Genomic DNA, 14,080 nt, shown 5'->3' with positions numbered 1-14,080 from the left:
ACCTGATTGTGAAAGTTATTCGTCAATTCTTCGCGGCGGTGAAACAACAGCCGGCGGGCGGCGGCGACTGGAATCAGGCAAAGTTTCGCTCGGCGGCGGTTCCTCATCGTCAACCGGAGTCTCACTCGAGTCGCCGACAGCGTTCGAAAGAGCAGCTTTTTGGTGTATCATTGAGGCAGAGTCGGCCTTACCTTCCGAAACGGCCGTCAGTTGAGATTCAGCCTTGGTTCCTTTTTCTTCGCTTGGCGCCCGCGTCGTTTGTGCCTGCGCGATCGAATCCGCCCGCGCCTTTTCCTTTGCTTCCTTTTCCTTCCTTTCCTTTTCAACCGCCGCCATTTTGGGTTTGACGGCCGCTGCATAGGGAGAGTCGGGATATTCCTTCAGAATCCGCTCATATGCGGCAACGGCTTCCTCCAGGCGAAGCAGGGATTTTTCCAAATGCCAGGCTTTTGCAAAAGCTGCTTTCGCGGCAAAAGGTGAACGGGGATAACGGCTTTGTATGCTGTCGTAAAGCGCCAGCGCAGTGGCAAAATCATTATCCTCAACCGCCGCATGCTCCGCCGCCTGGAAAAGAACAAAGGCCGAATCAACCCTTTCGGAAACCAACGGCAGCCCCAGTTGCCGCCGTGCTCCCTCGGCATGCGCAGTAGAGGGAAAAAGTTCGACAATTTCTTCAAAAATTCGCCTGGCCAGAACAGTATCACGGAGAGCGTCCTGATAAATGTAGGCCAACGAATAAAGCGCCCTGGCTGTTTTCGTGCTGTCCGAATGCCGCTCAATGACCCGCTGATAATACTTGATCGCCGAGTCCGGTTTATTGAAACTGAACATAAGCAGCTCGCCCAATGCCAGATACTTTTCGGTCAGTTCGAGCTGCTTGGCGGCTTCATCTTCCTGCTTTTTCTTTGCCAGAGCCGTACTATCGAGCGCCGCCGGTTTTGCTGCAGCGGTTGTAGTGTCTGCAGGCGCCCTCTGCAGAGCCGCCGCCTGACGCTGACGGTCGACATCCGTCAGATCGCGCAGAGTGATCGGCGGCGGCCGATCGCGTCCGGCATAATTAGCCCACATTCCGTCGGGACTCAAGTCGATCGGCCCATCGTCGCGGACGTGTGTCTCTTCCTTTGTCTCGCCGGCACCGGGGGAATCGGCCGCTTCACCCTTGCCTTCCAAACGGGCAATCTCGCTGCGCAGATCCAAGAGCGCGCGAATATTATTCGAACGCTGCTGCGCCGTTTCGGCAACAATCGAATTGGAAAACTCGCTGCGCACCATATCATAATTTTCTTTCGCCTTGGCGTAATCGCCGGCAATAAATTCACTGATCTCACCCAGTGCAAAATAGGCGCGCGCCGAAGCGTCCGTCCGTTTGTGCAGTTCGATGATTTCTTTATACCATTTGATCGCTTCGCTTAGATTGCCCTGACGACGCAGGTTCTCCGCCAATTCGAGCTTTAAACGGGGAATACGCTTTTCGTCGAACTCTTTTGCCAGTTGCGTGCGAAAGGTGCGTACGGCATGGTCATAATCGCCGTTGAGGCTTTGCGCCTGCCCCAACTTGAACATCGCCTGAGAACGAAAATCTTCGTTCGGCGCCGCTTTTATTGCTCGGCGAAAGACATCGGGCGCCTCTTTGTAACGTTTCAATCGCAGCAGGCTTTCCCCCAGGCGATAAAGCGACATGGCCTGCATCAGCTTGTCTTCCGCCGAACGCGAAGAACTGCGATAGTTTTCCAAGGCCAGCTCATAATTTCCGCGCTCATAATAAAGGCCGCCCAATTCGTATTTGGCCTGTTCGCGGATTTTCCTCGGCATTTTGGCGTCGTCGATGATGCTTTGCAGCAGCTTTTCGGCTTGCTCATACTCTTCCATACCGATTGCCGTCTTGGCTTTTAGCAGCATGGCTTCCGGCACCCACTTGGAGTTCGGATAGAGCTGTAAGAGCTCATCGAATTTTCGGTCGGCCTTTTTGAAATCGCGACGATAATAAAAACAGCGGCCCAGCAGCATCAGCGCATCATCCACCCATTTACTGTTCGGGAAATATTCCAAGACTCGCGACGCCCGTTCGATCGCCTGTTGATAATTCTGCATCTCCTGCTGGCCGGCGCGGTTTACTTGATCCTGTGCAGAAAGCCCGCTTTTCTTAAGCTGCGCCTCTTCCTCGGCCGAAAGCTCGACAACTTGCGTCCTTTCGCGCTTTTTCCGCTCTTTCTCGGCTTCCTTGTAAAATTTTTGCGCATTGTAAAAAGTGTTGTAATAAGCGCAGCCGCTGAACAGCAGCAGGAGGGTTATCGGCAGGATTCGATGAATTTTTAGAACGCGTTTCAGCAAAAAGACCGTTCCTTTTTAACGGCTTCGACCAGTTTCGGCAAAATCTCGCCGGCTTTTCTGTGTAAACTAAGGTGCGCGTAAGGCGTCAGTTCGGTCGGTTCGAGATTAATTTCCACGACAAAAGCGTTGTGACTTAAAGCTTCGAAAGGCAGGCCGGCTGCCGGATAAACTTGCGCGGAGGTTCCGATCGAAATATAGAGCTGCGCGCTGCGCGCCGCATCGAGAGCTTTCTGCCATGCCTCTTCCGGCAGCATTTCGCCGAACCAAACAACATCCGGCCGAATGAGACCGCCGCAATGACAGCGCGGCGGAACAATCGCTTCACTCTCCAGCTTGTGCAAGGCGCCGCAGGAGGCGCACCGGTTACGCTCGATGTTGCCGTGCAGCTCGTAAACAGTCCGACTTCCGGCGCGAGTGTGCAGACCGTCGATGTTTTGCGTCGCGATCGAAAAGTGCGAAAACATCCTTTCCAAGTCGACTAAGGCCAAATGAGCCGCATTGGGCTGCACATCCCGCATAATTTTTTTCCGCTGCTGATACCATTCCCAAACCCGCTGCGGGTTCTGAAGAAAGGCATCCATTGAAGCAAGTTCCCGCGGATTGAGCTTGGACCACAATCCGTCGGCGCCGCGAAAAGTGGGCACGCCGCTTTCGGCAGAGATACCGGCGCCGGTTAGAACAGCCACACGCTCGACTTTACTAAATACGCGAAGCAGTTCTTTAGGAATCTCAAAAACGTCCGACATCGCAAACCTTTAATGGCGCACAATCCAAAGGGTTCCAGACGAATCGTTCGTCATTCAAGATAGTAATCAAATGGTTAAGAAGCAATATGTATTGCCTGCTGGTCCGGAGGTAATATAGTGTTAATTTTTCGATTCGTCTTAATATTTGCTTTACATAATTCTTGGAAAATTGGGATAATTTTTGTAAATAAGAAATTGAAGCAATTTTTATCTGCAACGACCACAACGGCCATCTGAACCGATGCACAAACGCCACAAACAACTTTTACTGCGTGCGAGCGGAGCAGCGCTCCTCATCCTATTGGCGGCTTTATTTTTCGTACGATTTGATTATAGAGTGAAAGGCCCGGCGCTGCTCGTCCCGAAAGCGGAATGGACGATCGTGCAGAGCGAGCAGGACAAACTGCTGACCCGCCTCATCCAAAACGACAGAGGATGCGTAACGACGATCGAACTGTTTCACATCAGCCGACCGGACTATGTTTCTCTGCAGATTCGTCCCGATCTGGAGCAGGGCAAGCGCCTCGAAGCAAGTGAGGTCGCGGCTCAGTTGACGTCGTTGGAGGATCAGATTCGTTTGTCGGAGACGCTCGGGTTGTTGGAACAGGCAAATGCCCAACTCCAGGCGTTAAAAACCGGCCTCAAACCGACCCTGCAGGAAGAGGCAAATCAGGAGCTGCAGTATGCCAAGGTTCAACTGGCCGCCTATGAGCCGATTCTGCATCGGTATCAGGAGCTTTTTGAAAAAAGTTTGATCAGCAGACAACAGTTCGACAGCGTCAAGGCGCAATATGAACTCTATCGCATCGATGTGGCGCTGAAGGAAGCGCGGCTGCGCACCGCCAAGACCGGGGAAAAAGCCGAGATGCTGGCGGTTATAGAGGCGCAAATTCGTGCCGCAGCAACGCAAATGGAACTTTTGAAGAAAAAAGCCTCCGCGGAATCCATTCGTACGCCCATCAGCGGCATCGTCGGGCTGCCGGACAGGCTTAACGGCGAGCTCTTTCATCTCTGCAGCAACGACTCGTTGGTTGTACAAATGCTCATCAAGCCGCAGGACGTCCCGCTCGTCAAAGCAGGACAAAGCGCATCCGTGTTTATATACGGGAAAGGCAAAATTGCAACGCCTGCCCGTGTGCTGAGCATCAGCCCGAACAGCCGCCTTGTTCAGTTGCAGCCGATGTATGTTGCTTTGGCGGTTATTTCGAACTCCGATAACATTGCTCCCGGCATGAGCGGGAAATATACCGTTCGTACCGACAAGTACAGCGGTTGGGATCTGCTCCGTCGATCGTGGAAAAGCTATCGCCTCAATAAATAACGACGCGGAATTTTGTCATGAATACACCCGTCCCAAAAGGCCGAAACGAGCTGAAATATTACATCGCACCGGAAACCGTCTTTCCGCTTTTAGACTATTGTCGGCCCTACATCGAACACGACGAATATGCTTTACGTATGCCGGATAGACGCTATACGGTGCGCAGTCTATACTACGATTCGCCGCGCCTTGACTTTTACTGGGAAAAAATAGACGGCCTGAAAATCCGCCGTAAACTGCGCATTCGCAGCTACAACCAGCTGACCGAAAATTCGCCGGCCTTTCTAGAGATCAAGCGACGTTACGGTACGGCGGTCGTTAAAGAAAGAGCCAAATATGATTATAAAGAAATCGTCAAAATTATGTCCTCGCCGGAAAACATTTGGCTGACCTACGAGCAAAGTACGAACGGTTCGCTGGTGCTGGGCAAGTGGCTCGATAATTTGATCCGCTGGAACCTCGAGCCGACGATTCTGATTGCCTACGAGCGCGAGGCTTACGTCGGCCGTTTTGACGACGAAAACAACGTTCGCTTGACCATAGATTACAACGTCCGCGCACGAGTGACAGAATCGATCGAAGAGTTGTTCGCCGAGGACAATTTTACCTATCTCACCGGCAACTATCTCATTTTGGAATTAAAGTACAACAATTACATGCCGAAATGGATGCGCGGGCTGGTGTTGGAGTTGAATCTACAGCAGCAGTCGATTTCCAAATATTGCATGGGTATTTACGAAGAATTTTTTAAAAAATAGAGAGCTCTATGAATTCTGCCGCCCGATTAGATGCTTTAGATGCTCTATTATTCAACGCGCCGACATTTTCGTTTTTCGATGTGCTCATTAATTTGGTAATCGCCTTCGTTCTGGGAATGCTCATCGCCACGGTCTATCGGCTCACCTTCAAAGGATATGCTTATTCGGCATCTTTGGTCAATACGCTCATCCTGATTACCATGGTAACGACCATGGTGATCATGGTTATCGGCAATAACTTGGCGCGCGCTTTCGGCCTCGTCGGCGCCATGTCGATTATTCGCTTCCGCACCGCCGTCAAGGACACGCGCGACATCGCTTTTCTCTTTTTCGCGCTTGCCGCCGGACTGGCCGCCGGCGCCGGCAATCATATGGTCGCGCTGATCGGCTGTGCGGCCGTAAGCCTGGTGGTGCTGGTTCTCTTTTTCCTTAATTATGGTGTTCCCCGCGGTAAGGAGCTGCTTTTGCGTTTTTGGATGATGCCGAGCACTGAAGATACACCACCCTATCTCCAAGTTTTCGAAAGATATCTTAAAAACCATACATTGGTCAATATGCGGTCGGCGCGTATGGGGCAGATGCTCGAGCTGTCATTCAATGTAAAATTTAAGGACGACGCCAAACATCAGCGCTTTATCCACGAACTCAGCGAGATTCCCGGCATCGATCGCGTCTCTCTCATCATCGGCGAGGACACGGACGAGCCGATTGCCTAAAGCTTACTCAGCTGCTCAGGACGATCGCCGGATCGGCTTTTCCGCTTCTACCCAGTATAGATCCGGCCTTTCCCTGCCGACCACATTCGTAAATCCGACAAAACGAACCAGTTCCATCAATTGCTCCGCCTTCGGCAGCTTGTCAAAGCTGACGACCTCAGGCAATGCGGCGTGAAACTGATTGAGCCGGCGCGAGCAGCAGTTGTGAAAAACCAAAATTTTTCCTCCCGGCTTGAGCACCCGTAAAAATTCATGAAGCGCTTCAATCGGCCGGTCGAAATGCGGAAAGGAGGAATAGCAGACGATCTTGTCAAAGGCATTGGAAGCGACGGCCGTACAGCTCACATCGCTGCACAAATAAAGAACTCCTTTTTGGGTGATGCGCTTACGGGCTTCCTGGAGCATTCTTTCCGACAGATCGACCGCCAGCACGATCCCCGGTGCGCACCATTCACCCAATTTTTCCGTCAAATAGCCGGTACCGGCGCCGGCATCCAACACATTTTCCCCTTTTTTCACAAATCCGCAGACAGCCTCCGCCACCTGTTCATGACGCGATTTGTTCGCCCAAACCGGCGCCAAGCGATTAAAGTAAAGGCGATGAAGTCTCGACATGTCTGTGCATGACCCGCAGCTTTTCTCCTTTTACCTTTGCCGCCAACGGCGGGATGATCAGCAGCATCGCCGTTAGGCCCGGTACTCCCCGCAACGTCCAACCGATGGAGAAAATATTTTGCGGGAGCCCGAACAGAGGCGCGAGTATCAAAATAAAAAGAAACAGCGTCAAACGCGATAAAAAAAGACCGGCAGCCAAAGAAATCCATTGTCCGAATTGTCTTCGATACAGCAGGGCTGTCGTGCAGGCCAAGGTTTCCAGTTCAAAGATCATCACTTGCAGGATCGGAGGGGAGACCGGCGGCATGCCGGTGAGCAGCCAGGAAAAGGTCGGAGCAGCCAGAGCAACGATCGCGGTTTCACGCAACGGCAGAAAGAATGCCGCTGCAGCTATCGGCCAAAACATGGGCAAAAAGACCGCACCCAATCCCATGGCATGAAACAGCATCGGGAATAAAACGCCGAGCGCCGTAAACATGGCGCTCAGCGTTAAGAGTTTGGTTTGCGATTTCACGGATGTCTTTTAGAATTCATATCCGAGCTCGGCTGCCATCGTTCGGCCCGGCATCGGATAACCCTTGAGAATCTCGTATTTTTGATCCAAAAAATTCTTGACTTTGAAGGCAAATGATGCGGTACGCCAAGGTTTTAGGCCCAGCCAAAAATCGACCAGCGAGTAGTCGGGCATTTTGTCCTGCCGACCGTCCTTGGCGTATAATCCGGCAATGTGCATGAACTGCAGCCGAAGATCGAGCCGGCCGAGAGTATAGTTTGCCGTTGCCGTCAGCTTTTTCTCCGGCGCCCCCAATGTCTCGTTGCCCAGATCCACGTCCGACCAGGTGAGCCGTAATTCGAGGTTGTTTGTCGGAATTAGCCTGGCCGAGGCTTCGTAACCGGTATGGGTAAATCGGCTCGAATTTAGGAATTGCGGTTTACCCCCCGCAATGACCGTGCGGATCATGTTGTCGCCCTGCATCCGGAAAACAGAAAGATCTATTTCCGCAAAATCGGCAATTTCCTGCAGGACCCCCGCTTCATAGTTCCAGAGTCTCTCGGGTTCCAGCTTTTCATTTCGCGGCGGAAAGACATACAGCTCGCGAATGGACGGGCTGCGGAAACCTTTGGCGGCAGAAAGGCGAAGAGAAGTTGTAGGAAAACTGTAGATCATTCCGACTTTGGGCAAAGTCTCCCATCCGTAGAGCTCGTGCTTTTCGACGCGAACCCCGGTCGACACGATCATTCGCTGCAGCAACAGCTGCTGCACATGCAGATAGGGGGCATATTCCGTCATGAACTTTTTTCGATAGTTGATGACCGGTACTTTCGGCGAACTGTCCTCTGCGTCGCCGCCGTAAGTTTTATAGTCAAAACCGATCGTCGTCGTATTTGTCTTCCACGGCTTGAGGTTTTGATAGACGATTACGCCGGTAGTGCGGTCGTTCGATCTCCAGCCGTCATAGATGCAGTGACGGCCGAAATTGCCGTGCAGCTTGACAACCGTTTCGCCGAAACGGCCGGAATGATCCAACGTCAGATCGGCGCCGGAGCGGAAGAGATGATACCACTGATTTGCCTTGGGCGCCGGTTCCAGGCCGGGATCCAACAGATAAATATCGGAATAGTTGGCATTCAGCTCGATCTTGGTAGCAGCGCTCAAAGCATACCCGAGGTGTGCCGTATAGCCCTGATTGCGGTAATCGGAAGAAGGCCGATGTCCGTCGGTCGATTGACGGGAAGCCGTTACATAGTAATCGAAACCGCCGAATTTTCCGCCGTGGCGAGCTTCATACTTTTGCGACGCGAAAGATCCTGCGCCGACAACCACGCCCGTGGAAAAACCCTCCTGTCGCTGCCGCTTCGAAACCAGGTTGATCACGCCGCCCATTGCGTTGGTACCATAGAGAAATGATGCCGGTCCGCGAATCACCTCGATGCTTTCAAGGCCGATGGTCGAGTAAGCATCGGGAAGCGCATGGCCCATCATACCCATGATGTCGGGTCGACCGTCGCGCAGAACCAGAACGCCGGTTACAGGCGAACCGCCGATGCCGCGAATGGTTATCCCTCCGGCCGCGCCGGACGCGACGCCGTACCCCATCAACGCTCGTTCAGTCACGAACAACGCCGGCACATAGTCTTTTGCCGCATCCAAAGCCGACGTGGTCATCGCAGTACGCAGCTGACGTTCTTCGATCACCGTCACTCCTGCGGCAATCTCACGCTGTGCTCCATTGATCTTGGAAGCCGTTACCGTAATGGGTTTGAAGCGATATTTTACCGAATCACCGGTCGATTCTGCCGCAAAAACCTGTACCCCGGCAAGCAGTACAAACAAAAAGTTACGCATTTGCATCTCCTCCGTTTCAGTTTATTTGATATGTTTACCGGTCGTCGTCATAACCAGGCTGCCGTGCTTGACGCCTTTGATTCCGAGCAGCTGATTGGCCAGTTCCCGCACCTTTTTAGCACAACCGCGAACGGCAGAGACCTCCAGACTGTTTTCTTCATCGAGCTGCACGTGCATCGTGGAGATGATCTCTTTAAGCGGCTCCTGCGACTGGGCTAAAAATTTGGTGATCGTATTGAGCTTTTGATCGATGATAACCGTAATCGTGCCGATGACCTTATCCTTCGGGTCTTCCCACTCGTCGCGGACCAGCATATCGCGGATCAAATCGCGGATAGCCTCAGAACGATTGCTGTAACCCTTCTTTTTAATGTGCGCGTCGAATTTCTGCAAAAGTTCGGCGTCAAGCGAAACACCGAATCGTACGATCGAGCTCATAAACGCCTCGTGCTACTTTTTTTAAAAAAGTAGCACGATTGGAGCTAAAAAGCAAGAAGTTTTTTGACGGCTTCTCTTAACGAACGAAAAGTACACCGGCGAAGGTGACGGTAGACCGGAATTCGTCCATAATGGCGTTGTCATACGCGATTAGAACGCCTTCCGAAGGCGGCAGGAGAGGAAGAAGGGTCCGCATGGCGGGAAATCCGCAGACGTTGTTTTGCGCGGCTTTTTGCTCAAAAACGAGATCGAAGGCGGCGGTATCTCGGCGCATAAATGCATCGAGCAACTTTTTGTCGGTCTCTTCCACCTGGGCAAGCTGAAAGGCATCCGGCGCCCATTGGCTCCCGTACAAAGGACCGATATGCGACAAATCCACCGCGGCGATATAGACAACATGCCGTGATTCTTCGGCAGCGGCAGCCTGAACAGCCTGAAGAAATTCTTCGTATTGCCGTCTTTCGGTTTCTTTCATAGGGAAGGTAAAGGAGCAGAGAACCGGAACAAGTGTAAAAGGAACTTTGACAAACCAGCTTAAATAAACAGCCTGAAACTCTATGCTGTGTTCATAAAGGTGATATAGTTCATCCTGAAACAGGTCATTTTTGCAGTGCTTGGTGATACGATGTAAAAGTTGGCGGTCGATTTCGACTTGGCCTCCCGGAACCGCAAAAGGGCGCTCGGTAAGCGCAAAGGCAGACTTCATCATATGATGCGATATTCCCAGCACGACAAATACCGTATTTGTGGGCAAAGTATGAAAAAAGCGATAGACTGCGGCATAGGTGACGCCTCCTAACCGCGGATCGATGTGGGGGACAGCCGCACCGACAATTTTACGATCGGTTGCGACTCTTACCGATGAAATCGCGGCTGCCTCGGCAGCCTGCCGGCGCATCTGTTCGGCCAATGCTTCGGGCTCTTCGGCATAGCTTTGCCCGGCAAAGGCCATCGGCCGCACCTGCAGCTTTCGATAAGCCTGTCGGCGCGCAGCCAAACGACGGGCAAAACGATCGTTGTCCAAAAGAAACGCTTCATCCAGGCTTTTGATCATAGCCTGAATTTGCGCTTCGTTGAGCTTTTCGCGAAATTTTTGACGATGTTGTCGATAGAGTTCGGCAATCGTATGCTGACCGTCGAACAAAGCGGCAAGCCAAAACAGCGGCGGCGGCAAAAATACGGCGGTATCGGACAGGTGCAGCGGGTCGTCGAGCCGAATGAATGCATGCCCTTTGCGATCATGAATGGGCGTCGGCTCCAATTCACGGCGCAAAGGAGGAATAGGTTTCTCTAACACAGTCGCCGGCATATTCAGTCAATTTGAAAAGGTAGTTTATCCACCGCAGCAGGCAACCTTTCGGAAGCGGCCGATGAATCACGTTCTGAAGGATTGCTTATTTTAACGGATTGCACCGTACCGGATTTATCTGAATTTCTGCGATCCATCCGGTTCTCCGATGTCGGAAAAACCTCCAACGGGTTCCAGTTTTCGCGAAACGGCAGGTGCAGTTTATATCCTGCAGGCAACTTTTGTTGATTTTCAACAGCCGGTTTTCGCAAGGCCTTATTGAATACGATTAACGTGTCAACCTCAACCGAAAAAAGAGCAGCGGCCTCTTTCAAATACATGGGGACCGGAAGTTCCACGGTCATGAATTTGGCCGGAGGTGAAAGCTCCAGCGGTCCAAAATAATGATAATAGTTTTTCGCCACATGCACGGCAGCAAGAAATTCGGCATAAAAATTTTTAGAAGCAAATCCAAAGGAACGGCTGCGATAATTGAGAAAGATGGTCTCGAAATCGTTCGTGCCGGTTTTTTGCACGGCATCTTTCATTCCGCTCAGCCCGTGGTTGTAGGCGGTTATTGCCAACGGCCAGCTGCCCAACTGTTGATAGTTCTTGCGCAAGAGCTTTGCCGCCGCCACGGTTGCGACCAAGGGGTCGAGCCTCTCATCGACCGCTTCGTTGATGGTTAGAAACAATCTGCCGGTATGCGGAATAAATTGCCAAATGCCAGCAGCTCCGGCTTTGGAATAGGCATCATAATTAAAAAGCGACTCTACATGCGCCAAATAAGCGATATCTTCAGGCAATCCATAATCCTTAAAAACCGTTTTTATATACTCTAAATAGCGCCCCGACCTCTTTACGCTTTCGGCAAAACGGTCACTTACGCCGCGTTGAGCCCTTATGTTTTCGACCGCTTTAGTAAATTTCTCTTTATCCGCCGAATGCAGCCATGCCAGATAAACATGCCTCTGCAACGCCGTCAGAGAATCATAAGAGATCGGCTTGGACATTTTAGCCAGCTCTTCAAGCGCCCGAACATATTTAGTCTTTTTTTGTTCCACAATCGACCACCGCGAACCATTCTGAGCCGCCGGATATTCATCCAAGTTGACCACTTCATAAACAACAGAAAGGTCTTCCTTGTCGTGAATAACCACTGTGTGGGTGGGATAGCAGGCATAGATCTTTACCCAAAAATCGACGTTTCGTTCAATTGCCTTCGGCAGAACAAACGTCTCCTGGGCAACAAGGCTTGCAGCTGCCCACCCAAGTATGATCCAGAGACTCAATATGTAATCGTACTTCCGCATATTAACCGCTCTTTAGTCGACCGTCATCTCTATTGCAAATTTACAGCCACAAATATTCATTCCAAAGGGTGCAGCTTGGCGATAAATTGTAGGAGTGGCAGGAAAGCTTGCTGGTTAACGGCTATTTAAACGGATCCGGATCGATCTCGTCCCAATCAGGGATGTGTTTTTTCAGAAAATCCCCAGCCAAATGTGGTTGTTTTTGCAGAATGTTGATGACGATTTCGCGCAGCCTTACCGAATCCCAATCGTGGATTTGTGCCAAGACATCGCTGAGGTTGGTAAAGTCCTGACCGTCATTGGCCCAGGCGTAGAGAAGCGCCATGGAATGAACACAAATGTTTTTTCGACTGCGGCAGGTGCAGTGACAAGTCAGCTCCCTGCCATGAGATACGATGCGAACGTGATGAACTTCGAGAAAATTGCCGACGCGACCGGAAAGGTGATTACGATAGACAACCGCATCGAGCACTTGAGAATTTTCATAATAACTGATGCCTTCGCCGTTCAGCAACTCATTATCAAAGGATACCACGTCCTCATGCGTAAGGGTGGCGAGAGCTGCATCGATGTCTGTACCGTTAATCATAACTTCCTTTTTAGAAATACGACTCTAAAATTTAATGCTTTTACAATGGAAATGAAAGCGATTCTTTTTCTTGGGCTTGCACATTTTTCTTGTCAATTGCCGTTTTTTTTGGCTATCTTTTGTAAAGTTTAAGATCAAAGGTGGGTAATGAAGGGCAAAGAGAACTTGGTTTTGGCCGTAGATTTGGGAGGAACAAAAATCTATTCGGCCGTTGTCGATCGTAACGGTAAAATTATCGGGGCGGCAAAAAAGCGAACCAAGGCGGAATTGGGATTCGAGGCAGTTGTCTCGAGAATTTTAGACTGCCTCAAGGAGGCACTTGACAATGCCGGCGTTGACTTGATCGCAATTAGCGCCGTCGGCATTGGCTCTCCGGGACCTTTGGATTTAAAGAAAGGGGTTATCATCGAAACCCCCAATTTGCGGTGGAAGAATGCACCGCTTAAACAGCGCATCGAAACAGCGCTTGAAGTACCAACGGCCGTCGACAATGACGGAAACGTGGGGCTGTTGGGCGAGTACTATTTCGGCGCTGCTCACAAGGCTCAGCATGCTGTCGGTTTATTCGTCGGCACCGGTATTGGCGGCGGCATCATTATTGATGGAAAATTGCTGCACGGTTTTAACGAAAACGCTGCGGAATTGGGACATATGATTTTGGATCCAGAAGGCCCGCTTTGCGGCTGCGGCCGACGAGGATGTCTGGAGGCTTTTTCCTCGCGTACCGCAATCGAACGCGATATTCGTGCGGCAGCCGCAGAGGGCGTAAAAACCACACTCATTGATCCCGACAGTCATTCTGAAGAGAGAATTCGCAGTAAAAAGCTTGCTCAGGCCTTCAAAATGCGGGATCCTGCTGCGGTTCAAGCGATAGAAAAATCCGCCAAGTATTTAGGATATGGGATTGCCAATCTTTTGAACATGCTGAATCCGCAAGTCGTTGTAGTCGGCGGCGGCGTAGTCGAAGCCTTGAAAGATGATTATTTAGACCTTGTGAAAAAAACTGCGTTTGAAAATGTTTTTCCGGTTGCGGCGCGCAATGTGGAGATTGTTCGCGCCACGTTAGGGGATGATTCTGCCGTTTTGGGCGCGGCGATGTTGGCGTTTGAATTGGCGGATAATTTATCGTCGTAAAACAAAAAAGGCCTCTTGGATGTCCAGAGGCCTTGAAAATTAATCTCGGCGGCGTCCTACTCTCCCGCACGGTCGCCCGTACAGTACCATCGGCGCAGGAGGGCTTAACTTCCGAGTTCGGAATGGGATCGGGTGTCTCCCCTCCGCCATGACCACCGAGAATATCTTGTGCAATCGTGAAGAAAAAAGTCCGACAATCAAACCGAAATCCGCCCGCTGAGGGCATCAAAAATTTATCGGGCAAGCCGCACGGGCTATTAGTACCGCTCGGCTCAACACGTTGCCGTGCTTACACCTGCGGCCTATCCACCCGGTCTTCTACCGGGGCCCTTCAGTGCCCTTATAGAGCAGGGATATCTCATCTCGGGTGGGGCTTCGCGCTTAGATGCTTTCAGCGCTTATCCCTGCCGGACTCGGCTACCCAGCCGTGCCGCTGGAGCGACAACTGGTGCACCGGAGGTCCGTCCGTTCCGGTCCTCTCGTA

General features: G+C 51.5%; 13 protein-coding genes and 2 rRNA genes. 4 read left to right on the top strand and 11 right to left on the bottom strand.

Features of this window, described 5'->3' with window-relative positions; all coding sequences use genetic code 11:
- Positions 1-15 precede the first annotated feature (15 nt).
- Positions 16-2,331 (bottom strand): tetratricopeptide repeat protein, encoded by a 2,316-nt coding sequence (locus tag ONB24_06570; GenBank protein ID MDZ7315767.1) that lies wholly within the window; start codon positions 2,329-2,331, stop codon positions 16-18.
- Complete coding sequence (locus ONB24_06565; protein MDZ7315766.1) at positions 2,325-3,077, bottom strand: NAD-dependent deacylase; 753 nt, start codon at positions 3,075-3,077, stop codon at positions 2,325-2,327. Before ONB24_06565 ends, ONB24_06570 begins: the two co-directional genes overlap by 7 nt.
- Before the next feature lie 337 nt (positions 3,078-3,414).
- Here ONB24_06565 and ONB24_06560 point away from each other — a divergent pair, with 337 nt between their 5' ends.
- The 3 genes from ONB24_06560 to ONB24_06550 are packed head-to-tail and all read left to right on the top strand — an operon-like array spanning position 3,415 to position 5,872.
- A complete protein-coding gene (locus ONB24_06560) occupies positions 3,415-4,398 on the top strand; it encodes a hypothetical protein (protein ID MDZ7315765.1) in 984 nt (327 codons plus the stop codon).
- A 17-nt stretch (positions 4,399-4,415) separates the two neighbouring features.
- The gene (locus tag ONB24_06555; GenBank protein ID MDZ7315764.1) at positions 4,416-5,156 is read left to right on the top strand and encodes a polyphosphate polymerase domain-containing protein; all 741 of its coding nucleotides are present in this window, start codon (positions 4,416-4,418) and stop codon (positions 5,154-5,156) included.
- Between the two features lie 8 nt (positions 5,157-5,164).
- Complete coding sequence (locus ONB24_06550) at positions 5,165-5,872, top strand: DUF4956 domain-containing protein (protein ID MDZ7315763.1); 708 nt, start codon at positions 5,165-5,167, stop codon at positions 5,870-5,872.
- 15 nt (positions 5,873-5,887) lie between these two features.
- On the opposite strand, the gene ONB24_06545 is transcribed toward ONB24_06550, so the two are convergent.
- The 7 genes from ONB24_06545 to ONB24_06515 form a co-directional block, all read right to left on the bottom strand.
- Positions 5,888-6,487 (bottom strand): class I SAM-dependent methyltransferase, encoded by a 600-nt coding sequence (locus ONB24_06545; protein MDZ7315762.1) that lies wholly within the window; start codon positions 6,485-6,487, stop codon positions 5,888-5,890.
- The gene (locus ONB24_06540; GenBank protein MDZ7315761.1) at positions 6,459-7,001 is read right to left on the bottom strand and encodes a hypothetical protein; all 543 of its coding nucleotides are present in this window, start codon (positions 6,999-7,001) and stop codon (positions 6,459-6,461) included. The genes ONB24_06545 and ONB24_06540 overlap by 29 nt, the downstream gene beginning before the upstream one ends.
- A 9-nt stretch (positions 7,002-7,010) precedes the next feature.
- Positions 7,011-8,834 (bottom strand): TonB-dependent receptor, encoded by a 1,824-nt coding sequence (locus ONB24_06535; protein ID MDZ7315760.1) that lies wholly within the window; start codon positions 8,832-8,834, stop codon positions 7,011-7,013.
- Positions 8,835-8,855: 21 nt separating this feature from the next.
- Positions 8,856-9,272, bottom strand: coding sequence for a nickel-responsive transcriptional regulator NikR (nikR, locus tag ONB24_06530; protein MDZ7315759.1), 417 nt, complete (start codon positions 9,270-9,272; stop codon positions 8,856-8,858).
- Positions 9,273-9,348: 76 nt separating this feature from the next.
- Entirely contained in the window at positions 9,349-10,569 is a 1,221-nt protein-coding gene (gene amrB / locus ONB24_06525) for an AmmeMemoRadiSam system protein B (GenBank protein MDZ7315758.1), read from the bottom strand.
- Between the two features lie 14 nt (positions 10,570-10,583).
- Positions 10,584-11,873, bottom strand: coding sequence for a lytic transglycosylase domain-containing protein (locus ONB24_06520; GenBank protein MDZ7315757.1), 1,290 nt, complete (start codon positions 11,871-11,873; stop codon positions 10,584-10,586).
- A 121-nt stretch (positions 11,874-11,994) separates the two neighbouring features.
- Entirely contained in the window at positions 11,995-12,462 is a 468-nt protein-coding gene (locus tag ONB24_06515) for an SWIM zinc finger family protein (GenBank protein MDZ7315756.1), read from the bottom strand.
- Between the two features lie 147 nt (positions 12,463-12,609).
- Between ONB24_06515 and ONB24_06510 the strand changes: the two genes are divergently transcribed.
- Positions 12,610-13,596 (top strand): ROK family protein, encoded by a 987-nt coding sequence (locus ONB24_06510; GenBank protein MDZ7315755.1) that lies wholly within the window; start codon positions 12,610-12,612, stop codon positions 13,594-13,596.
- 43 nt (positions 13,597-13,639) lie between these two features.
- Here the strand turns inward: ONB24_06510 and rrf are convergent.
- Positions 13,640-13,756, bottom strand: a 5S ribosomal RNA gene (gene rrf, locus ONB24_06505).
- A gap of 76 nt (positions 13,757-13,832) precedes the next feature.
- A 23S ribosomal RNA gene (locus tag ONB24_06500) occupies positions 13,833-14,080 on the bottom strand; the annotation flags it as partial.

The sequence above is a fragment of the candidate division KSB1 bacterium genome (assembly GCA_034505495.1).
Taxonomy (GTDB): domain Bacteria; phylum Zhuqueibacterota; class Zhuqueibacteria; order Residuimicrobiales; family Krinioviventaceae; genus Fontimicrobium_A.
The sequence above is the reverse complement of the archived record's forward strand: the minus strand, read 5'-3'. Positions and strand labels throughout refer to the sequence as shown.

What these genes read in the sequence shown, in the direction of transcription:
- ONB24_06565 (MDZ7315766.1), bottom strand. Translation starts at nt 3,077, where the DNA reads ATGTCGGACGTTTTTGAGATTCCTAAAGAACTGCTTCGCGTATTTAGT.
- ONB24_06555 (MDZ7315764.1), top strand. Translation starts at nt 4,416, where the DNA reads ATGAATACACCCGTCCCAAAAGGCCGAAACGAGCTGAAATATTACATC.
- ONB24_06550 (MDZ7315763.1), top strand. Translation starts at nt 5,165, where the DNA reads ATGAATTCTGCCGCCCGATTAGATGCTTTAGATGCTCTATTATTCAAC.
- ONB24_06545 (MDZ7315762.1), bottom strand. Translation starts at nt 6,487, where the DNA reads ATGTCGAGACTTCATCGCCTTTACTTTAATCGCTTGGCGCCGGTTTGG.
- ONB24_06535 (MDZ7315760.1), bottom strand. Translation starts at nt 8,834, where the DNA reads ATGCGTAACTTTTTGTTTGTACTGCTTGCCGGGGTACAGGTTTTTGCG.
- nikR (MDZ7315759.1), bottom strand. Translation starts at nt 9,272, where the DNA reads ATGAGCTCGATCGTACGATTCGGTGTTTCGCTTGACGCCGAACTTTTG.
- ONB24_06520 (MDZ7315757.1), bottom strand. Translation starts at nt 11,873, where the DNA reads ATGCGGAAGTACGATTACATATTGAGTCTCTGGATCATACTTGGGTGG.
- ONB24_06515 (MDZ7315756.1), bottom strand. Translation starts at nt 12,462, where the DNA reads ATGATTAACGGTACAGACATCGATGCAGCTCTCGCCACCCTTACGCAT.
- ONB24_06510 (MDZ7315755.1), top strand. Translation starts at nt 12,610, where the DNA reads ATGAAGGGCAAAGAGAACTTGGTTTTGGCCGTAGATTTGGGAGGAACA.